The 19,723-nt window shown below is 63.8% G+C and carries 15 protein-coding genes; 7 read left to right on the top strand and 8 right to left on the bottom strand.

All coding sequences use genetic code 11. The annotated features are described in order from the left end of the window. Positions 1-13 precede the first annotated feature (13 nt). Entirely contained in the window at positions 14-1,501 is a 1,488-nt protein-coding gene (locus KF708_13700; GenBank protein MBX3413740.1) for a leucyl aminopeptidase, read from the top strand. A gap of 110 nt (positions 1,502-1,611) precedes the next feature. Beyond that, positions 1,612-2,652 (top strand): hypothetical protein, encoded by a 1,041-nt coding sequence (locus tag KF708_13705; protein MBX3413741.1) that lies wholly within the window; start codon positions 1,612-1,614, stop codon positions 2,650-2,652. 89 nt (positions 2,653-2,741) lie between these two features. Here the strand turns inward: KF708_13705 and KF708_13710 are convergent, their stop codons facing one another. From KF708_13710 to KF708_13725, 4 genes are all read right to left on the bottom strand, one after another. Further along, the gene (locus KF708_13710; GenBank protein ID MBX3413742.1) at positions 2,742-3,956 is read right to left on the bottom strand and encodes an FkbM family methyltransferase; all 1,215 of its coding nucleotides are present in this window, start codon (positions 3,954-3,956) and stop codon (positions 2,742-2,744) included. Between the two features lie 33 nt (positions 3,957-3,989). Further along, the gene (locus KF708_13715; protein ID MBX3413743.1) at positions 3,990-4,583 is read right to left on the bottom strand and encodes a class I SAM-dependent methyltransferase; all 594 of its coding nucleotides are present in this window, start codon (positions 4,581-4,583) and stop codon (positions 3,990-3,992) included. 22 nt (positions 4,584-4,605) lie between these two features. Next, complete coding sequence (locus KF708_13720) at positions 4,606-5,301, bottom strand: class I SAM-dependent methyltransferase (GenBank protein ID MBX3413744.1); 696 nt, start codon at positions 5,299-5,301, stop codon at positions 4,606-4,608. A gap of 433 nt (positions 5,302-5,734) precedes the next feature. After that, on the bottom strand, positions 5,735-6,601 hold the full coding sequence (locus KF708_13725) for an aminotransferase class IV (GenBank protein ID MBX3413745.1): 867 nt from the start codon (positions 6,599-6,601) through the stop codon (positions 5,735-5,737). Positions 6,602-6,778: 177 nt separating this feature from the next. Between KF708_13725 and KF708_13730 the strand changes: the two genes are divergently transcribed. Beyond that, positions 6,779-8,308: a twin-arginine translocation signal domain-containing protein gene (locus tag KF708_13730; protein MBX3413746.1), complete on the top strand. Its 1,530-nt coding sequence runs from the start codon at positions 6,779-6,781 to the stop codon at positions 8,306-8,308. Between the two features lie 302 nt (positions 8,309-8,610). On the opposite strand, the gene KF708_13735 is transcribed toward KF708_13730, so the two are convergent. Then, a complete protein-coding gene (locus tag KF708_13735) occupies positions 8,611-9,366 on the bottom strand; it encodes a hypothetical protein (GenBank protein MBX3413747.1) in 756 nt (251 codons plus the stop codon). Between the two features lie 34 nt (positions 9,367-9,400). After that, positions 9,401-9,676, bottom strand: coding sequence for a hypothetical protein (locus KF708_13740; protein ID MBX3413748.1), 276 nt, complete (start codon positions 9,674-9,676; stop codon positions 9,401-9,403). Positions 9,677-9,950: 274 nt separating this feature from the next. Between KF708_13740 and KF708_13745 the strand changes: the two genes are divergently transcribed. The 3 genes from KF708_13745 (at position 9,951) to KF708_13755 (ending at position 16,319) form a co-directional block, all read left to right on the top strand. Further along, positions 9,951-13,394: a pyruvate carboxylase gene (locus KF708_13745; protein MBX3413749.1), complete on the top strand. Its 3,444-nt coding sequence runs from the start codon at positions 9,951-9,953 to the stop codon at positions 13,392-13,394. Positions 13,395-13,403: 9 nt separating this feature from the next. After that, a complete protein-coding gene (locus tag KF708_13750; protein ID MBX3413750.1) occupies positions 13,404-14,186 on the top strand; it encodes a biotin--[acetyl-CoA-carboxylase] ligase in 783 nt (260 codons plus the stop codon). A gap of 540 nt (positions 14,187-14,726) precedes the next feature. After that, positions 14,727-16,319 carry a hypothetical protein gene (locus KF708_13755; GenBank protein MBX3413751.1) on the top strand — a complete coding sequence of 531 codons (1,593 nt, stop codon included), beginning with the start codon at positions 14,727-14,729 and terminating at the stop codon, positions 16,317-16,319. 97 nt (positions 16,320-16,416) lie between these two features. Here the strand turns inward: KF708_13755 and KF708_13760 are convergent, their stop codons facing one another. Then, complete coding sequence (locus tag KF708_13760; protein MBX3413752.1) at positions 16,417-17,103, bottom strand: MgtC/SapB family protein; 687 nt, start codon at positions 17,101-17,103, stop codon at positions 16,417-16,419. A gap of 334 nt (positions 17,104-17,437) precedes the next feature. Between KF708_13760 and KF708_13765 the strand changes: the two genes are divergently transcribed. Next, positions 17,438-19,048 carry a hypothetical protein gene (locus KF708_13765; protein ID MBX3413753.1) on the top strand — a complete coding sequence of 537 codons (1,611 nt, stop codon included), beginning with the start codon at positions 17,438-17,440 and terminating at the stop codon, positions 19,046-19,048. Here the strand turns inward: KF708_13765 and KF708_13770 are convergent. Further along, complete coding sequence (locus KF708_13770) at positions 19,042-19,638, bottom strand: hypothetical protein (GenBank protein MBX3413754.1); 597 nt, start codon at positions 19,636-19,638, stop codon at positions 19,042-19,044. The two genes, KF708_13765 and KF708_13770, sit on opposite strands and share 7 nt — an antisense overlap. Between the last annotated feature and the right edge of the window lie 85 nt (positions 19,639-19,723).

Raw genomic sequence — 19,723 nt, forward strand, 5'->3', positions numbered from 1 at the left:
AGAAAGTCACGCTGTGAAGATCGATACGCTCGATTCGTCCGTCGTCGAAGCAGAAGCCGATGCCCTGGTCGTCCCCGTCTTTGCCGGCGCGCCGTTGTCGGGCAGTGCCGCCACACTCGATCGAGCCGCCGGAGGCCTGATCGAGCGGCTCATCGGCACGGGCGAGTTCGGGGCGAAGCCTTACGAGACGTTGACGTTGCACAGCCCCGCGGGCGTGCGTGCGCCGCTGGTGTTGCTCGTGGGGCTCGGCAAGCGCGAAGAATGGAATCAAGGCCTCGCCTTTCGAGCCGCAGCGGCCGCGGCGCGGGCCTTGGCCACCAAGCGACGACGCAGCATCGCGTACTTTCTCGAAGTCGACGCCGAGGGTGAACGCTTCGCGGCGGCGGGCATTGCCGGCGTGATTACCGGGTGCGTGGGCCAGGATCTTTATCGCGCCGAAAAGAAGCTCTTTCCGTTTGGCGAGCTGCATTGGGCCGGCGCCGACGAGGCCGCCCTCGACGAAGGTCGCATTCTCGGCGAAGCGATCAATCTTGCGCGGCGGCTGGTCAACGAGCCCCCGGATGTCCTCTATCCCGCGACGTTCGCCGAGCGCGCCGTGGAACTCTCGGCCGAGCACGGACTCGAGTGCGAGGTTTGGGACGAGAAGCTGCTTGCCGACGAGCGGATGTTCTCGCTCTTGGGGGTCGCGCGCGGCTCGGCCAACCCCCCTCGCATGGTCCTGCTGCGTTATCGCGGCGCCCCCGAGGCGCCGCTGGTGGCGCTAGTGGGTAAGGGAGTCACCTTCGATTCGGGGGGCCTCTCGCTGAAGCCCAGCGATTCGATGCAGACGATGAAGTGCGACATGGCGGGCGCCGCGACCGTGCTGGCCGCCATGACGGCGATCGCGCGGCTGGGCCTGCGCGTGAATGTCATCGGCATGCTGGGCCTCGTCGAGAACATGCCCGGCGGAAACTCGTTCAAGTTGGGCGACGTGCTCACCGCGCGAAACGGTCGCACGATCGAAGTGCTCAATACCGATGCCGAAGGTCGCCTCGTGCTGGCCGATGTGCTCTCGATCGCCATCGAGCTCGGCGCGACCAGAATCGTCGATCTGGCGACGCTGACCGGCGCGTGCATGGTGGCCCTGGGGCCGCGCGTGGCCGGCCTGATGACCAACGACCAGCCGTGGTGCGACGATCTTCTGGCCGCCGCGGCCGCGAGTGGCGAGCCGTGCTGGCAGTTGCCCATGTTCGCCGACTACGGCGACATGATTCGCAGCGAAGTGGCCGACATCAAGAACATCGGCGAAGGCCGCTGGGGGGGGGCGATTACGGCGGCCAAGTTCCTCGAAGAGTTTGTCAGCGGCAAGCCGTGGACGCATTGCGACATTGCCGGGCCAGCCTTCGCCGAAAAGCCCTCGAAGTGGGCCGACGCCGGCGGAACGGGCTATTTCGTCCGCACGCTGGTCGAGCTGGCACGCCGGCTCGAAGACTCGAACGCCAACGCTCCGGCGCCCCGCTAGCCGACCGGCTCAAGTTTCTGCTCGCGATCTCCGATAACCCGAGCGTCTCGCGCTGCGCGCGTGGGGCACAACGGGGCAAGCACTCGGTCGAAACGGAAGGTCGCGCGGAGATGCGAATTACCTGGCTCGTCGATGCCGATGTGCAGCAGGTGGGGGGGCAATTCACCTCTCCCGCGGCTAGCGTGCGCTATCGCGTGCTAGCACCCGCCACCGAATTGGCGGCCTACGGGCATCAGAGTCGTATCTTGCGATTCGACCCCGCCATGCCGATCGAGACGCTCGATCAGTACCTGGCCTCCGATGTGCTCGTCGTGTCCAAGGTTCTCACACGGGGCAAGTACGAGCTTGTCGCCCGGGCACAGACGCTCGGCACGCGGGTGGTCTTCGATCTCTGCGACGACCATTTCCATACGCCGCAGCTCGAGGTGACCTATCGGCGACTGGCGGCCGCGGCCGATCGGCTTGTTGCCAGCACGTCGGAGATGGCCGCCGTCATCGAGCGCGAGACAGGCTTGCAGGCCGTGGTCGTGAGCGATCCCTGCGAGGGGCCCGCGGGCGAAGCCTGCTTCTCGCCCGACGACAGCCGTCTGCGGCTGCTCTGGTTCGGGCATCCGACGAATTTCGACACCTTGGCCTCCATCGTGCCGGGGCTGCAGCAGCTAGCACGCGAGTTGCCCCTGGATCTCGAAGTGATCAGCGATCCGGCCGGTACGCGGATCGAAGAAGCATTGCGCTCGCTCGATGGAGGCGCGGGTTCGAACTTCACCACGCGCTTCACCCGTTGGAGTCCCGCCGCCACGTGGCAGGGGCTGGCGGCGTGCGATCTCGTGCTGCTGCCGAGTCTCGAAGGATCGCGCAAGCAGGTGAAGAGCCCCAATCGACTGGTCGAGTCGTTGCGGGCAGGTCGGTTTGTCGTCGCCTATCCATTGCCGTCGTATCGCTGCTTTGCCGACTACGTGTGGCTTGGCGAGGATGTGTGCGACGGGGTGCGCTGGGCTCTCGCTCATCGCGCCGCGGCCGAGCATCGTCTCCTGGCAGGCCAGCGCTATGTAAACCAGCATTGCTCGGCAGCCGCCCTGGCCCGGCTATGGGATGCCGTGTTGGCCGGCGTCGTCGAACGCCTGCCGACGACTTCGGCCGCGGCGCGGTAAACGAACGGCACGACCGCGCCAATGCGTCGGACGCGCGGCACCGCGAGCGGTGGCCTTGCGTATCCGTGCAAACAAGCGGGCCCGATTGCTCAGCCGCCGAGCTTGGAGAGCTCTTCCCTCAGCTCTTGGCTGCGGGGATTCAGCGCCAAGGCACGTTGGAACAGCACGCTGGCTTGCTTCGTCGCGCCGTGTGCCGCATGAAGGCGACCGACCTTGGTGAGCAACGAGATCGAATCGGGCTTGAGTCGCAGCGCTTGTTCGTAGTGACTCAGGGCCTCTTGGTGCAGGCCGCGCGCGGCGCTCGCCTCGCCCAGGTTCACGTGGGCTTCGCAGAATTGCGGATGCTCGGCGACCAGCCGGCGGAACAGGGTGCAGGCCTCTTCGGTGCGCCCCGCCACCCACAGCGCGGTCCCCAGCGTATTCAAGTAGCGCGGTTCCTGCGGGGTGAGCATGGCAGCCCGCTCGGCCCATTCGACGGCGGCCGTGTGATTGCCCAACTGCAGTTCGCAAATCGACAGCAGATGCGCGGGATCGGGCCAGCTCGGATGATCGAGCGCGAGTCCGCGGTACTGCAAGCGCGCCCCGGCGGCATCGCCGGCCTGGTGGCGCGAGGCGGCGTCGGCCAGTTCCTGCGCCGCGGGGCGCCGCGCCGCGGTGCGTACCTTGCCGGGTGAATCGGCCCAGCCGACGATGAAGTCGTCGATCACGCGATCCAACACCCGCGCGCCGAGCGATTCGAGATACTCGATCGCCGCGTAAGGCTTCTGGCCGTAGTGCCGCACGCCGTGGAACTTTTCTTCGACGATGATGATCGGCTGGTTCTCGAGCAGCGTGGCTCGGGCTCCCTCGAGCACTTGCAGCTCGAAGCCCTCGGTATCGATCTTGATGTATCCCACGCCCGTCAGGCGGAAGTCGTCGAGGCGGCCGACCGGGATCAAGCCACGGCGTGTCGGCGAAACATGAGTCATGCCGGTGTGCGAGGCATCGTACTCGAACGAGACGGCCCCCGGCTTCGCCCCCAGTGCGATCGGCACCACGTCGAGCCGCTCGTTGCGGACGTTCATTTCGAGGCAGGCGCGCAGCTCTCCCATCGGTTCGAAGGCGACCACGCGTTGAAAACGCTCGAGCAGCGCCTTGCTCCACAGTCCGACGTGCGCCCCGATGTCGATCGCCAGGTTCCAGCTCGTGACGAACTCGAGCGAGCGATGAAGCTGCCGTGGCTGATACGTTCCGCCCGAGGCCTCGAGGTATTGCGGCATGTGGGCTTCAGCGTCGGGCAGGAAGATGCCGGAGACTTGTTTCATCGGAGTCGGTTTCCTGGTGTCTGATTAAGCGGTTCAAGCGGCGCAACGGGCTTCGGCCCGCTTGATTCCGAGCATGTTCACCATGAGATAGGGCAGGTATTTCCGTTGAGGTCCCCCCGCGGCGGCCAGATGGACGGCCAGCGCGTTGTCGACGTCGATGTGCTCGGCGTCGATCTGATAGAACTCGCCTTCGGCCGTCGTCGAGTAATAGGCGCGCTGCCAGTCGAACTCTTCGAACAGCGTCGAGATGCCGCGGAACGAGAAGCGGAAGTAATCGTCGGGATAGGCGTGGTAGCGCCAGACCCAGGGGACCGAGATGTAGAGCAATCCCCCCGGCCGCAGCAAGCGCGTAATATTATCGGCCATTAACCAGGGCTTGGGGACGTGCTCGAGCACCGAGCAGCAGACCGCGAGCGCGAAATGATGCTCGGGCAGTCCGGCCGTTCCCTGGGTCAGGTCGGCCACGCGATCGACCCCCTTGCCCGGCGCGAGATCGACCCCCACGTAGACGTTTTGCCGGTAGAAATCGCGAAAGCTGGCCGTGCTGCCATAGTCCTTGCTGCCGACTTCGAGGATCGGGCCATCGATCGTCGGCACCAGCGAACGCAAGAGCGTGATTTGATTCATGTCACCCAAGTTCGGCTCCCATCTAGCGTAGACGCTTGAGATAGCCGTGGCGATTGAACGACACGAGCAGTTTTTCCATCTTCCGATCGATGGCGAAGTCATCGCGGCGGCCGAGGAACTCGAACACAGCCTCTCGCGCGCCCGGCTGCGACTCCTTGGCGATCGGATCGCCCGTGACAATGGTGTCTTCGACGATCAGATAGCCCCCCACGTGTACGAGCCGCGAGTAGATCTCCATTTCGCGTAGCACATGTTCGCGGCGGTGATCGGAATCGAGAATCACCAGCACGCGCTTGCCCTGGCCGATGTGCTCGGTGACGTGGCGTTCCATCTCGGGCGACGTCGACGAGCCGATCAGGTAGGTAATCCGTGGATGTCGCGGCCAGTTGGCCGCCGCGCGGATATCGATCGTCAGCACGTTGCCATGTTGGACCAGGTCGCAGATCGACGCCAGATACAAGGCGCTCCCCCCGTGCGCCGTGCCGGTTTCGACGATGTAATCCGGCCGTAATTCATGCACGATCTCCTGATAGAGCCAGAGATCGAGCGGGCATTTGAGCGTGGGCACTCCCAACCAGTGCGTGTTACCCCAGGTGAGCCCCCGGTAGCGGGCATTGTAGTACACGCGATGAAATTCATCGACGGTGCGACGCTGATGGGCGTCGAAGTCGGCGAGATATTCGCTCGGTGGCGCGGGCAATGCTGAGAGGGTTTCCATGCACGTTTCCGAAAAGTGACGGACGTCGCGCCAGCGGTCGATAGGTTCGGCGCAGAAGGTGGCACTACGACGTTATCGACCACAGCGAGCGCGTGACTTTACGCGTTGGCCAAACTGTGATGACAGTGGGCAGGGGTCAGTGGCCAGTGGCCAGCGAGCGGGTGGCACCGATGTTTTCGCGCGGCCCGCTGGCGGAGCAGAACACGCTCAAGTCGCGAAGACGTCGGTGTTGCGCAGCAACAAGAGGGTTGCTGCCATGTCGGCCTCTTTGTTCGACTACCCACGAGGGGGCTGTCTGGCGAACCCTCGGTCGTGGTTGAGGTCGGCGGAATCGTCCGTGCTGCTTTCGGTACTAGCATCAATCGGCCTGCGAGCCGTGGGCAGCTTTGCTGCGAACTTGGCGCGTGCTGTGCCAGCGTGGCTACGACAGCAGCTATTGTTGCTGCTGAAAGGCGGCCAACCAGGCTTCCCGCCGGCGCTCGAATGCCGCGCAGAGCCGTTGCGTGATCGGGCCGACTCGGCCATCGGCGATCTTCTGGCCATCGACTGAAACGACTCCCAGCACCTCGGTGGTGGTGCCGGTGAGAAACACCTCATCCGCGGCCAGCAATTCGTCTCGCGAAACGGGACGTTCCGCGACCTTCAGCCCCTCGGAGCGTGCGAGCTCGACCACGGCGTCGCGCGAAACCCCCGGCAAGATGGCGTGCGTCTTGGGAGGAGTGATGACTTCGCCCTGCTTGACGAGAAAGAAGTTCGTGCTCGAACCCTCGTTGAGCGTGTGATCGGGGTTCACGAATAGTGCCTCGAAGGCGCCGGCGGCATCGGCGGCCCGCTTGGCAAGCGTATTGGCGAGCAGGTTGGTGGTCTTCACGTCGCGCCGTGCCCAGCGTGTTTCGGGGGTGGTGATGACCGGAACGCCGCGCTCGTGCGTTTCTGCCGAGAGGGTACGCAACTCGCGCGCGGTGACGATGACCGTTGGCCGGAGGTCCTGGGGAGGCAGGTGCCCGCGCGGTGCGACTCCTCGTGTGACTTGGAGATATACCAGGGCCTGACCGAGTTGGCTTTGACGCACCGTTTCGGCGACCCAAGCGCGGATCTGCCGCAGATCTGCCGTGATGCCGAGAGCGTTGAGACTCGCCGCCAGCCGCCGGTAATGCTCTTCTTCCAGCCAGAGACGTCCGCCGTAGGCGACGAAGACCTCGTACACGCTGTCGGCGAACAACAGTCCACGATCGTTGATCGGCACGGTCGCCTCGTCGATCGACGAGAATCGACCATTCACGCTGGCCCATTCCGGCATGGCGGCATACTCCTCGTTGCTCGGAGGTTACGGTGTGCGACAACATATCGCGAAGCGACGCGCGCTGCCATCCCAGGGATCGGTTTCGCCTTGCCTGGCTGCCCGGGGCGCGCGAAGATTACAGAGGAAGCACAAGGGCAGGGGGGGCCGTCACGAGCCATGCAGGAGGGACGAGCCATGCGCGGGTCATCACGCCGACGATTTCTGGGAACGACCGCAGCGGGTGGGGCGCTGGTGGGGCTGGGGGATTTCAGTTTCCTGTCCCGCTTGCGACCCGTCTCGGCCGACGAGCTGACGCCGCGGCCGAACATGGTCCGGTTACAGCCCGACATCGAGCCGCTGGTCCGGCTGCTCGAGAAGACGCCGCGCGAGCGCTTGCTCGAAGAGGTGGCCACGCGCATCGACGCGGGGCTTTCCTATCGCGAGTTACTTGCGGCGCTGCAACTGGCCGGTGTACGAAACATTCAGCCACGCCCGTCGGTCGGCTTTAAGTTTCATGGCGTGCTGGTAGTGAACTCGGCCCACCTGGCGAGTCTCGCCTCGAGCGGTAACGACCGCTGGCTGCCGATGTTCTGGGCGCTCGACTATTTCAAGAAGACGCAGGCCGACGACGAGCGCGAAGGGAACTGGACAATGGCGCCGGTCGATGAATCGCGCGTGCCGGGCCCGGCGGATGCGCGCAAGGAACTCGCCTCGGCGCTTGATGCCTGGGATTTCGAGCGAGCCGATTGGGCCACGGCCGGTTTCGTGCGTGCCGCGGGCGCGAACGAGGTGTTTGAGTTCTTCGCGCAGTATGGCGCGCGAGATTTCCGTTCCATCGGCCACAAGGCGATCTTCGTGGCCAATAGCTGGCGCACGCTGCAAACGATCGGTTGGCAGCATGCCGAGCCGATCATGCGCTCGCTGGCTTACGCCATTACGCAATACGACGGCCCCAATCCGGCCAAGTCAGACGAGTTGCCCGATCGGCCCTGGCGGTTGAATCAAGAACTCGCGCCGCAGCTTCGGACCGATTGGGTCCGGGGAGAGGAGCGTCCCGAGGCGACCAAGGAAGTCCTGGCGGCGTTGCGCGAGACGCCGTACGACGTGGCCTGCCGCAAAGTGGTCGAGGTGGTGAACTCCGGCGCCGCGCCCGCGGCGGCCTGGGATGCCATCTTCGGCTGCGCCGGCGAACTGCTCATGCGCAAGCCGGGGATCGTGGCCTTGCATGCCGTGACCTCCGCCAATGCGCTCTACTTCGCGTACCTGACGAGCGGCGACGATCTCACGCGCCGCCTGATGTTGTTGCAGGGGACTGCGTTCGTCACGCTCTTCCGAGACGAGGTGGTGCGCCGCGGTGGCGAGATGGCCGACCTGCGCCTGGAGACCCTCGAGCCGGTGGCGCCCCCCAAGTCAGAAGAGGAGGCTCTGGCGGCGATCTTCCAGGATGTCAGCGGCAATCGGGCTTCCGCGGCGGCACGCGTGCTGGGGTATCTCGAGGCCGGCCGTTCTCCCGAAGACTTGATCGCCGCCGCGCGGCGCATGATCTTCCTCAAGGGGCGCGACTCGCACGACTACAAGTTCAGCTCCGCCGCGCTCGAAGATTTTTACAATGTCTCGCCCGCGTGGCGCAACCAGTTCCTGGCCACCGCCGTCTTCAACTTGAAGGGGACAGGCGATGCCGAAAACTCTCTGGTCGAACGGACACGCGCGGCGCTGGGTGCTTAGGGCACGGCGATTCAATCGCCTCCGGGGGGGTAGCACTGATGATTCTGCGGAGCGAACTTGCGACTTGATGCACGCAAGTCGCAGGATCGTCCGTGTCGCGCAGCGACAAGAGGTTTGAGCGCACGTTGTAGTTCTTCGGCAACAGATTGAGAGGAGTCGAACAGACCCTCTTATTGCTGCGCAACTCCGACGTCTTCGCGACTGGAGTGTGTTCTGCTCCGCCAACGGGCCGCGCGAAAACGTCGGTGCCCCCCGCTCACTAACCACTAACCACTATCCCCTGACCACTGACCACTGCCCCCTCACTCCGGCTCAACGCTCCAGATCTTCCGTCCCAGCCGATTGACATTGTCATAGGTCAGCAGGGTGAAGCAGGCGAGATAGTCGCCGCGGGCATAGCCGGGATTCGCCTGCACGAAGTAGGCCACTTCCGGGTCGGCCAGGTGACGTTCCGAAATGGCCGCGCGGTCGCCCACGACCGGCGTCGGGTCCTTGAGCGCGACGACCGTCTTCTCCGCGTCGTATTCGTCGGGAAACTTCATCCGCACCAGCTTTTCGAGCTTGCGCAGCAGATCGGGCGAAGTCGCCCGATCGCGGCGCGGGTGGTAGGTCTCGAACATACCGGGCATCAGGCGGTAGCTGCGGTTCGTGCAGGTGAGCAGCACCCAATAGACCGGTCCGTCGTGCAGTGACTTACGTTCGGCAAACATGTGCGTGCCGACCGTGCGAATGAAGCCGCGGTCTCCCCAATGCTCCGGCGCGATGACCGTATCGCCCGTGAACCAGGCCACCAGCGGCTCGCCGTCGAGTTCGGTTCGCAACGACATGAGGGTCGAGAAGCCGACGATCCGCTCCGTGCCGTGCTCGACGACGAGAAAGACCCACTCTTTCTCGCGCAGATCGTGCTCGAAGTGCGCGCGGTCGATCCCCTCGAAGTGCTCGCTCATCAACTCGAAGAGGCGCTCGACTTCGGCCGGCGTAATTTCGCTTTGCCGGCGGGCGATGGTCGTCACCGGGCGGACTTCCGGTGAGGTATTCTGTGTTTCTTGCGATTGCATAGTGTTCAAAATCCCTGCCCTAAAAATTCCTGCCCTAGAAAAATGCCTCGCTATAGAAATCCCACAAGTGCCACATCCCGAGCGGGGACCAAAGAATTGCGAGTATCAAGCCGTACCGTTCCGAGAAAGGAACCGCGTGGCTGAAGCTGCGCCGCGAGATCCGCCCACCCGTCATCATCGCTGCTAGGAACCAAAGTGCCATCAACGGCAGACAGTAGTACAAGCAAGCGATTGAAGTATTGTTGCCAACTTGTGCGGTATTGCCCGCCAGCAGATCGGCGCCGGTAACGGTCTCATTGTGATTGGACATGCTTCGACAGGCTCGCTGCCCTCAAATACACTGGCCGTGCCACACGGCCTGCCTTCCTGTGCCATGCGTCCGTTCTGGTTCAGCATAGACCCTGTTCGACCGGCAGGGAAACAAATCGCGTCTCGACTCTGCCGGCTGCGCCCAAGATGCTGAAAAAGGTGTCAGTTTCCCCCCGTTGCACGATGGCTTTCTCTCACGATAATCAGGGCACCGCGATGGCGTTGCCGCCCGCTGTCGCTCCCGCCCCGCTCGTGCCCGGAGAAACCCCCGAGCGATGAAGACCATTCGCAAGCTGCTCGTTGCCAACCGTAGCGAAATCGCCATTCGCGTCTTCCGTACAGGGCACGAACTCGGTATCCGCACCGTCGGTATCTTTTCGCACGAGGATCGCTACGCCCTGCACCGATTCAAGGCCGACGAGGCCTACGAGATCGGCAAGCCAGGGGAACCGATCCGCTCGTACCTCGACATTCCCGGCATCATCGAGATCGCCACCGAGCATGGCGTTGATGCCATCCACCCGGGCTACGGCTTTCTGTCAGAGAATCCCGATTTGGCCCGCGCCTGCGAGGCGGCCGGCATTATCTTCGTCGGTCCGCCGGTCGAGGCCCTCGACAAGCTGGGCGACAAGGTCACGGCACGGCACATCGCCCACCAGGCCGGGGTGCCCATTCTCTCGGGTAGCGAGAATCCCCTCACGGGGCCCGAAGAGGCCGCCAGGCTGGCCGAGAAGCTGGGCTACCCCGTGCTACTCAAGGCGGCCAAGGGGGGGGGCGGACGCGGGATGCGCGTCGTGACTTCCGCCGATAAGCTGGCGGGCTCGCTCGAACAAGCCCAGCGCGAGGCGCTCAACGCCTTCGGCAGCGACGATGTCTTTCTCGAAAAGTTCATCGGCCGCGCCAAGCACATCGAAGTCCAGTTGCTCGGCGATAAGCACGGCAACCTGCTGCACCTGTACGAACGCGACTGTTCGCTGCAACGCCGCCATCAGAAGGTCGTCGAGCTGGCGCCGGCGGTCGGCCTCGATCCCAAGCTGCGCATGGAGATCTGCGACGCCGCCATCAAGATCGGCCGCGCGGTGAACTACAACAACGCCGGCACCGTCGAATTCCTGGTCGATGCCGACACGGGCAAGTTCTTTTTCATCGAGGTCAATCCGCGCATCCAGGTCGAGCACACGGTGACCGAGGCGGTTACGGGCATCGACATCGTGAAGTCGCAGATTCTGGTGGCGGCCGGCGCGCATCTGTCCGATCCGGAGATCGGGTTGCCGACGCAGGAGAGCGTCGAGCTGCGAGGCTTCGCCTTGCAGGCCCGCGTGACCACCGAGGACCCCGAGAATCAGTTCCGTCCCGATTACGGCCGCGTGAGCCACTATCGTTCGGCCGGCGGCATGGGCATTCGCCTCGATGCCGGGACGGCCTTTTCGGGCGCCGTCGTGACGCCCTATTACGATTCGCTGCTCGTGAAGGTGACGGCCTGGGGACGCCGCTATACCGACGCGCTCGACCGCATGGAGCGCGCGCTGCAGGAGTTCCGCATCCGCGGCGTGAAGACGAACATTCCGTTCCTCATCAATATTTTGGCCCACCCCACGTTCCGCGCGGGAGAGTGTACCACGCGCTTCATCGACGAGACGCCGGCCCTGTTCCAGATCGAGCAACGCCGCGACCGCGCGACCAAGCTCTTCACCTACATGGCCGACGTGATCGTCAACAGGCACCCCGCCATCAAGACGAAAGGCGAGCCGCCGAAGAAGCCGTGGCCGCCGATTCCGCAGTTTCCGCCGCAGAAGGCGATCCCCGAAGGTACTCGCAACCGGCTGCAGAAGCTGGGCGCGGAAAAGTTCTGCGCCTGGGTGCGCGATCAAAAGCCGTTGCTCGTCACCGACACGACCATGCGCGACGCGCACCAGTCCCTGTTGGCGACCCGCGTCCGCACGTACGACCTGCTGCAGATTGCCGAGGGCTACGCCCACTTGGCGTCGGGACTGTTCTCGCTCGAGATGTGGGGCGGGGCCACGTTCGATACGTCGATGCGCTTCCTCAAGGAGTGCCCCTGGCAACGTCTGGCCGACCTGCGCACACGTATCCCAAACATCTTGTTCCAGATGTTGTTGCGGGCGTCGAACGCGGTGGGCTATTCGAACTATCCGGACAATGTGGTCGAGGCCTTCGTCGACGAGGCGGCCCAGACCGGGATGGATGTCTTCCGCATCTTCGACTCGTTGAACTGGGTGCCGAACATGCGGATCGCCATCGAGGCGGTTCGCAAGTCGGGCATGATCGCCGAGGCCACCGTCTGCTACACCGGCGATATCCTCGATCCCCAGCGCACCAAGTACAACCTGAAATACTACGTCGACCTGGCCAAGGAGTTGGAAGGGCTCGGCGCCCACATGCTGGCCATCAAGGACATGGCCGGTTTGTGCAAGCCGGCCGCCGCCGAGTTGCTGGTCAAAACGCTCCGCCAGGAGATCGGCCTACCGATCCACTTCCACACGCACGACACCGCGGGTGTGCAGGCCGCGTCGCTGTTGAAGGCCTCGGAGGCGGGGGTCGACGTGGTCGATGCGGCGCTGGCCCCGATGTCGGGCATGACGTCGCAGCCCAACTTGAACTCGCTGGTCGAGACGCTTCGGTTCACGCCTCGCGACACGGGGCTCGATACCGAAGGGCTCTACCAGCTTGCCCAATACTGGGAAGCCGCCCGCGAGTTCTATGCTCCGTTCGAAGAGGGAATGAAGGCCAGCTCGGCCGAGGTCTATGCCCACGAAATGCCGGGCGGTCAGTTCACCAATCTGCGTCAGCAGGCCACGGCCGTCGGCCTGGGCGAGCGCTGGCGCGACGTGTGGCGCACCTATGCCGACATCAACCAGATGTTGGGCGACATCGTCAAGGTAACCCCCTCGTCGAAGGCCGTGGGGGATCTGGCCCTCTTCCTCGTGGCGAACAACCTCTCGTGCCAGGATCTGATGAGCTCGGACCGCGAGCTGGCGTTTCCCGAGTCGGTCGTCGATCTCTTGTCCGGGCGCATGGGACAACCGCCGGGTGGTTTTCCGCCGGACGTGCAAAAGCGCATCCTCCGCGGCGAGAAGCCCCTGACCGATCGGCCAGGCGCTACGCTGGCGCCGGCCGACTTCGAGGCCACGGCCAAGGAGCTCGAGGCCAAGATCGGCCGCCCGCCGGCGCGCCACGACGTGATTTCGTACATCATGTTCCCACGCGTGTACCTCGACTTCGCCAAGCACGAAGCCGAATTTTCGGATACGAGCATTCTGCCGACGCCCCTCTTCTTCTATGGTTACGTGCCGGGCGAGGAGGTAGCGATCGAGCTCGAGCCAGGCAAGACGCTGATCGCGAAGTTCTCGGCCGTGGGCGATCCGCACGAGGATGGCCGCCGCACGGTCTTCTTCGACATGAATGGCCAACCGCGCAGTGTGACGGTGACCGATCGCGCGCTCGAATCCAGTATCGAAAAACGCCCCAAGGCCGACGCACAAAATCCGCTGCACGTGGGAGCACCAATGCCGGGACTGATCTTTGTCGTGGCCGTGCAGCCGGGAGACGAAGTGGCCCAGGGGCAGAAGCTGCTCTCGCTCGAGGCGATGAAGATGGAAACCACCATCTACGCGGAACGCGCTGGCCAGATCGCCGAAGTGCTGGTACAGGCCGGCACCCACGTCGAGACGGGCGATCTGCTGGTCCGCTTCGAGTAACGCACGCCGATGTTCGATCTCGACAGAATTCGAGCCTCGGGCCTGTTGCGGCAGCTCGAATTCCGCGAAGAGATCGATTCGACGAACAATCTGGCGATCGCGCTCCTGGCCGAGTCGGCGCTCGAGACGCCGGCGCTCGTGCTGGCCGAACGTCAAACCGCCGGCCGCGGCCGCGGAACGAACCGTTGGTGGGCCGATGGCGGAGCACTGACCTTCTCGCTCGTCATCTCGCCCGACGCCGCGGGCATTTCGAGCGAGCGTTGGCCGCGCATCTCGCATTGCGCGGCGCTAGCGGTTGCCGAGGCGATCGAAGAGTTCGTCCCCACGGCCGAAGGCCAGCTCAAATGGCCGAACGACGTCTATCTGGCCGGCCGCAAGGTGTGCGGCGTGCTGGTCGAGGTGCCAGCCGCGAGCAAGGGAGAGCCGCAGCGTGTGGTCGTCGGCATCGGCGTGAACGTGAACAACTCGTTGGCCGGCGCTCCCGAGGACGTTCGCGCGCGTGCCATCTCGCTGGCCGACGTGTGCGGTACCTCGACCGACATGACGGCCTTTCTCCTCACGCTGGTGCAGAGGTTTCACGAGGCCTTGGCCCACCTGGCGGCGAACGACGCCGTGCTTTTCGCGGGCTGGTCGCGCCGCTGTCTCCTTTCCGGGCGCACCGTGGCCATCGACATCGGCGGTCGACAGATTCGCGGCCGCTGCCGCGGCGTCGCAGAAGATGGAGCACTGCTCGTCGAGAGCACGGGGGGGCTCGAACGCGTGCTAGGAGGCATCGTGCTCGAATTCGCCTGAGTTGCTTGGCAGGCCGGGGAAGTATTCCTCGGCCTGTGCGGATCGCACGATGCGATCCCAAAATCGTGACATCAGTCGTGATTTTGCGAGCCTTGAGCAGCTTTGCTGCGAACCTGGCGAGGGGGGAAGAATGCCACGAAGGCATTCTTCCCCAGGCTGTTAGCACGGGCATCTCTCGACGCTCGCTCCACGCCGGCAGTGCTAGCAACCGTGCGGCACTGTCATGGTAGATTGGCGTCTTTGCGAAAAGTTTGCCGGTTGTGCGGCCGATAAAGGGTCACCGTAGAGGGGCATCCGCCGCCATACCGTTGATCCTTGCGCCAAGTCTCCATGCACGCGATGCCTTCACCGCTTCGAGTGGCTACACTCCGCCATTTCATTGGCTTGCTGGCAATTCTGCTGGGCTCGGATGTTTTCGCCGAGGAGCGACAGCAGGGTAACAGCAGATCGAGCCCTGCACAGCAGATGCCTCCTCCGGCGGTGTTACCGCCTCTAACGACGATTGCCCGACCACTCGCGCCGGCGGCAGAAGTGCGTCCCTTGCCCCCCGTGCCCGCGGCGACTGCCACGGTCGCTCCTTCGGCTGTCGTGCCGATTCCGACCTACGCTCCGTCGAGCGTGCAGCAAGCGTCGGCCCATGCGCCGGTGCAGACCGCGACATCGAATTCGGTGGCAGCCACGTCAGCCAGCAAGGAGCTTTCGCGCGCCGAAATCGAGGAGATCGTGCGCGAGTACCTCGCGACGCACAGCGACGAAGTGGCTCAGGCGGCGGCCAGCGAATCGCTGGCGCCCACTTCGGCCGCCGAGGCACTCGAGGCGACTCCCGGCGAGGGCAAGGTCGTAGGCAGCGATTTGAACTTCAAGGGACGCTGGAACCACGGCCTGGAATTCGAAACGCCTAACAAGGATTTTCGCGTCCATGTCGGCGGTCGTACGCAGGTCGATGCCGCTTTCTTCGAAACGGACACGCTGGTCGAAAGCGGACTGGGGGGCATCGGAAACATTCCCGACTCGGTCAACTTCCGCCGCGGTCGCTTGCGCGTCGATGGCACCATGTGGGAAGTCTTCGAGTTCGCGGCCGAGTATGACTTTATCAACCAGTTCAACGCGGACCCGCTCGTCCCGCCGGCGCCGAACACCGTGGCGCCGATTCCCGCGATGACCGATTTGTGGCTGACCATCAAGCACCTGCCCGTGATCGGCAACGTGCGTATCGGCAATCACAAGGATCCGCTCAGCATGGAGCACCTGACGAGCAGCCGGTTTCTGCCGTTTCTCGAACGGTCGTTCAACTTCGACGCCTTTACCGGCGCCTTCAACAACGGCTTTTCGCCGGGCATCTCCACCTTTCATTGGACCGAGGATGAACGCATGACCTGGGCGGTCGGCGTCTTCAAGAACGTGCAGAATCCCTTTGGCTTTGCAGTGGGGGGTGGAGAATACAACGCGGAAGGGCGCGTCACGATGCTGCCCGTCTACGAGGGGGAGGGCCGTTACCTGGTCCATATCGGCGGTGCGGCCAGCCAACGCGATCTCGACAACCAGCAACAGCGCTTCCGCAGCCGCGGCAACGTGCGAAACGGTCCGCCGGGCCCCTTGAACGCCATCCTCGCCGACACGGGCATCATGTACGGCGACGAGCAGCAGATCGTCGGTGGTGAAGTGGCGGCGGTCTGGGGCTCGCTCACCCTGCAGGCCGAATACATCGGCACCTGGATTCACGACGCACAGTGGCCGCAAGCGGCGCCCGTCGAGCGAGGCACCGCGTACTTTCAAGGCACCTACGTGCAGGCCTTCTGGTTCCTGACCGGCGAGCACGAGTCCTATAACCGGCATACCGGCGTGTTCGAGCGCGTCGTACCGCACGAAAACTTCTTTCTCGTGCCGGGCTGCGGCCGTTGCTTGTGTGGCCGCGGCGCGTGGCAGATCGGAGCCCGCTACTCGTTTCTCGATCTCAACAGCATGGGCATCCAGGGAGGCATGCTGCACAGCATGACCTGGGGATTGAACTGGTTCCTCAATCCCAATGCCAAGCTGCAATGGAACTACGATTACACGTTCCGCGACTCGGCCAGCGGCTTTAGCAACGGCGACATCCAGGCGTTCGGCACGCGACTGGCCATGGACTTTTAATGCTTCCAGCACGGAAATGCGAACATAATCGCTCGAGGCCGAATGCTGTTTCTCACGCTGATGATGGCGTTTTCTGTCACGAATGCGCCCGACGAGCCTAGATCGGTCGCTGCAGCTTGATGCGGGTGGTGCCGGGAATCGCTTCGAGCAATTGCACGAGTTGCTCCAGTTCCGCATCGCTTTTCAAGCGGACATCGACCAGTACGCTGGTTTTCTTGGCCTTGAGCCGGCGGTCGTAATCGACGGCCGCCACTTCGGCCCCCACGGCGCGCAATCGCGCCAGCACATCGGCCGTGCTGACTTCGCTGTCGCTGACCGTCAGCGAGATTCGGCGAACCACCAGCCGGCCTTTACGCCCTTCGACGCGGCGCAGCACAACCAGGCAGAAGAGCGAAATGGCCGTGGCGATGATCGCCTCGACGTACATACCCCCCCCCGACGCGAGTCCGATCGCGGCAACCAGCCAAAGACTGGCCGCGGTCGTGAGGCCTTGAATGCCGACGCCGCTCCGCAGGATGGCGCCGGCCCCCAGGAAACCGATGCCGCTGACGACGCTCGCGGCGATGCGCGAGGCGTCGACCTCGACGAGATCGCCCGGAGCGTACTGCTGGAAATAGACAAACTGCGTGGAGACCAGCATGAAGGTGGCCGACGCGATCGATACCAGCAAATGCGTTCGTAAGCCGGCGGGGCGACCCTGCCGCTCGCGTTCCCAACCGATCACGCCTCCCAGGCAGGTTGCCACCGCCATGCGGCCGATCATGGCGACATGTCCGATCATCATCGCTTGGCTCTCCCGTTCGCCTGCGGTGCTCTTGCTACCAAAAAGCGTGCTTCATTGAATCATGCTCCGCGCGGCTTGTCGACGCGGTCGACAGCATGTTTCGCTGCCGAACGCGTGGCATGGCGCTCTGCGCCGGCCTGGGATGCTTGGGAAAGGGCCACTACTTAAAATCTTCGTAAGGTTGCTCATCCGGCTGTCCACGGCGACTTTACTGGCCCGATAAGGGTGACGCGTGCCGCCGCGGTGCCGTCGATCCTCGAGCGCAGCAGGCTCGCGAACGAGAGAATGGCGCGCCACGATTGCAGCCGGTTTCTTCAGGTAGTCCGTTCCCATCATGTTGCGAGACCGTCGAGCGACAACTCGTTGCCACCGCGCCGGCGAAGAGACCGCGGCCCTCTTCCTGTTGGCGACGTTTTGCTTGTTGGCGAGCACGTCGACGGCGCTCGGACAGAGACGCTTGCCACCGGTAACCCAGGTCTCGGCGCCGGCGGTCATTTCTGGACCCGAGAAATCCCTCGAACAGCGTCTCGAAGAGTTGGAAGCTGGACATGCCAGAATGGCCACGCAACATTCCTCGGTCCTCGCAGAGAATCACCTTCTTTCGCAGCGCCTCGAGGAGCTATCCGACGAAGTAGAAGCGACACGCGCCCAGCATCAACGTCTCTTGCGCACATTCCAGGATCAACCCGACGACATTCGTGGCGATGAGCCCGAGCCGCCACCCGGCGAAACAACGACCGATTCGTCCTTTGGCGAGGGATTCAAGTGGACGACCAGCGACGGCGAATACGACCTGGTGATCCACAACGAAACGCAACTCGATCTGCGCGCCTACGAACAAGCGCACTCCGACCCGGTCAACCAGTACGGGTTCTACATCTCGCGCATGCGTCTCTACTTCAATGGCAGCCTGACAGCGCCGATCGAGTACAGCGTGTCGATCAACAAGGGGTTGGGAAATCTCGACCTGCTGGATGCGTATTTCAATTTCAATTACGACGAGCGATTCCAGTTTCGCGTGGGCCGTTTTCGTGTCCCGTTCACCTACGACTGGTACACACTCAGCAACCAGTTCCTGCCGACGCCCGAGCGTTCGGTGTTCGCCATCAATTACGGCTATAACCGCAACTGGGGCGTGATGCTGCATGGCGAATTGGGCGGCAACCGCGCGGAATATGCGGTCGCGCTGGCCAACGGTCCGCGCAACCAGTACTTCGATTACAACGCCTCGAAGGATCTACTGGCCTATCTCAACTGGCGCCCCTTCGCGGACTCGGAGTGTCTGCCCGCTCTGCAGTATTGGAATATCGGCGGCTCGATGACCTATGGTTTGCAGAACCAGGCGCCCCGACCGGTCGATTTTCGCACCTCGCTGAACGCGACGGAGAGCGAAGGAGCCGTTCAGGCCGCCCCTTCGTTTCTGGAGTTGAATTCCGGGGTCGTCGAACGCGGTCCGCGCAACCTGGCGGAACTGCACACGGCGTACTTCTACCGAAGCCTGACCTTCATGGGCGCGTACGACTGGGGCTACAACAGCTATGCCCTGGGGGGCGCGCCCAGCATCGAAGTGCCGACCCACGGCTACCACGTGCAGGCGAGCTACTTTCTCACCGGCGAGCAGATCACCCGACGCAGCTTCATCGATCCGATCGAGCCGTTCGATCTGCGGCCCGGTCGGTGTGGCCACGGCGCGTTCGAACTCCAGGCTCGCTACGACGAGTTCGTCGTGGGCGACGAGATTTTTTCGGGCGGCCTGGCCGATGGAAACGAGTGGACGAACCGGGTACAGACGATCGATGCAGGCCTGAACTGGTATTTGAACAAGTTCACGAAGATCTACTTCGACTGGCAACACGCGCACTTCGCGCAGCCGATTCCCTATCGACCCGGCGGCGTGCAGAGGGAGAGCGATCTCTTCTGGACGAGATTCCAGATCTACTACTGACGCAACGTGCCCTGCAGGATGCTGGGCTCCGCCGCGACGTTCGTCGGGTACTCCGCGGTATCATCGGCGAGTAGCTGGGATCCAACTTTGATTTTGGCGTCGGAGACAGGAACCTGGGGCAGCTTGCCGCCGGCCGGCGCGTGGGCCACCGGGGCCTTCGCCTCGCAAGGCGGACAGAGATCCTCGACGACCCACTTGTAGCTGGGGACCTTCTTTTTCACGATCTTCTTCATCAGCTTCTTCTTCGTGTAGATCGTGCCACAGGGGTTCGGATCCCAACTCCACCAGGCGAAGGTCTTGCGCATGGGGGTGACCCCCGCCTTCTGGGCGTCGGCATCGCATTCGCCGCACACCTCTTCGCGGAACTTGCACTGGGGACAGCTAGGGCCGGGCACGCAGAAGTCTTCGCACTTGTAGCCCCAGCAGGTGATCTCGATCGTTTTCTCCTCGCAGACCAGGCGGCACACCTTCTGGCATCCATCGCGGCAGCCGCAATGGGCGCAGCAATCGCCCGCCGCCGTCGTTGTCGCGGGGCAGAGCACGGCCAGCCAGCAGACGAGCAAGAGAACGTTGAACGCTGCAGATCGCATGACGAAATCCTTCCGCATAGCGCGCGGCTTTGTGGCCGCGGTGGTCGAGTCGTACGGCCGCCCCGCGGCTGGCACGCGGCTCGCC

It is taken from the genome of Pirellulales bacterium (genome assembly GCA_019636335.1).
GTDB lineage: Bacteria > Planctomycetota > Planctomycetia > Pirellulales > JAEUIK01 > JAHBXR01.

Excerpts from the sequence above, each read along its gene's own strand:
- KF708_13705 (MBX3413741.1), top strand. The coding sequence starts at position 1,612 with ATGCGAATTACCTGGCTCGTCGATGCCGATGTGCAGCAGGTGGGGGGG.
- KF708_13710 (MBX3413742.1), bottom strand. The coding sequence starts at position 3,956 with ATGAAACAAGTCTCCGGCATCTTCCTGCCCGACGCTGAAGCCCACATG.
- KF708_13715 (MBX3413743.1), bottom strand. The coding sequence starts at position 4,583 with ATGAATCAAATCACGCTCTTGCGTTCGCTGGTGCCGACGATCGATGGC.
- KF708_13720 (MBX3413744.1), bottom strand. The coding sequence starts at position 5,301 with ATGGAAACCCTCTCAGCATTGCCCGCGCCACCGAGCGAATATCTCGCC.
- KF708_13725 (MBX3413745.1), bottom strand. The coding sequence starts at position 6,601 with ATGCCGGAATGGGCCAGCGTGAATGGTCGATTCTCGTCGATCGACGAG.
- KF708_13730 (MBX3413746.1), top strand. The coding sequence starts at position 6,779 with ATGCGCGGGTCATCACGCCGACGATTTCTGGGAACGACCGCAGCGGGT.
- KF708_13735 (MBX3413747.1), bottom strand. The coding sequence starts at position 9,366 with ATGCAATCGCAAGAAACACAGAATACCTCACCGGAAGTCCGCCCGGTG.
- KF708_13740 (MBX3413748.1), bottom strand. The coding sequence starts at position 9,676 with ATGTCCAATCACAATGAGACCGTTACCGGCGCCGATCTGCTGGCGGGC.
- KF708_13745 (MBX3413749.1), top strand. The coding sequence starts at position 9,951 with ATGAAGACCATTCGCAAGCTGCTCGTTGCCAACCGTAGCGAAATCGCC.
- KF708_13750 (MBX3413750.1), top strand. The coding sequence starts at position 13,404 with ATGTTCGATCTCGACAGAATTCGAGCCTCGGGCCTGTTGCGGCAGCTC.
- KF708_13760 (MBX3413752.1), bottom strand. The coding sequence starts at position 17,103 with ATGATGATCGGACATGTCGCCATGATCGGCCGCATGGCGGTGGCAACC.
- KF708_13765 (MBX3413753.1), top strand. The coding sequence starts at position 17,438 with ATGTTGCGAGACCGTCGAGCGACAACTCGTTGCCACCGCGCCGGCGAA.
- KF708_13770 (MBX3413754.1), bottom strand. The coding sequence starts at position 19,638 with ATGCGATCTGCAGCGTTCAACGTTCTCTTGCTCGTCTGCTGGCTGGCC.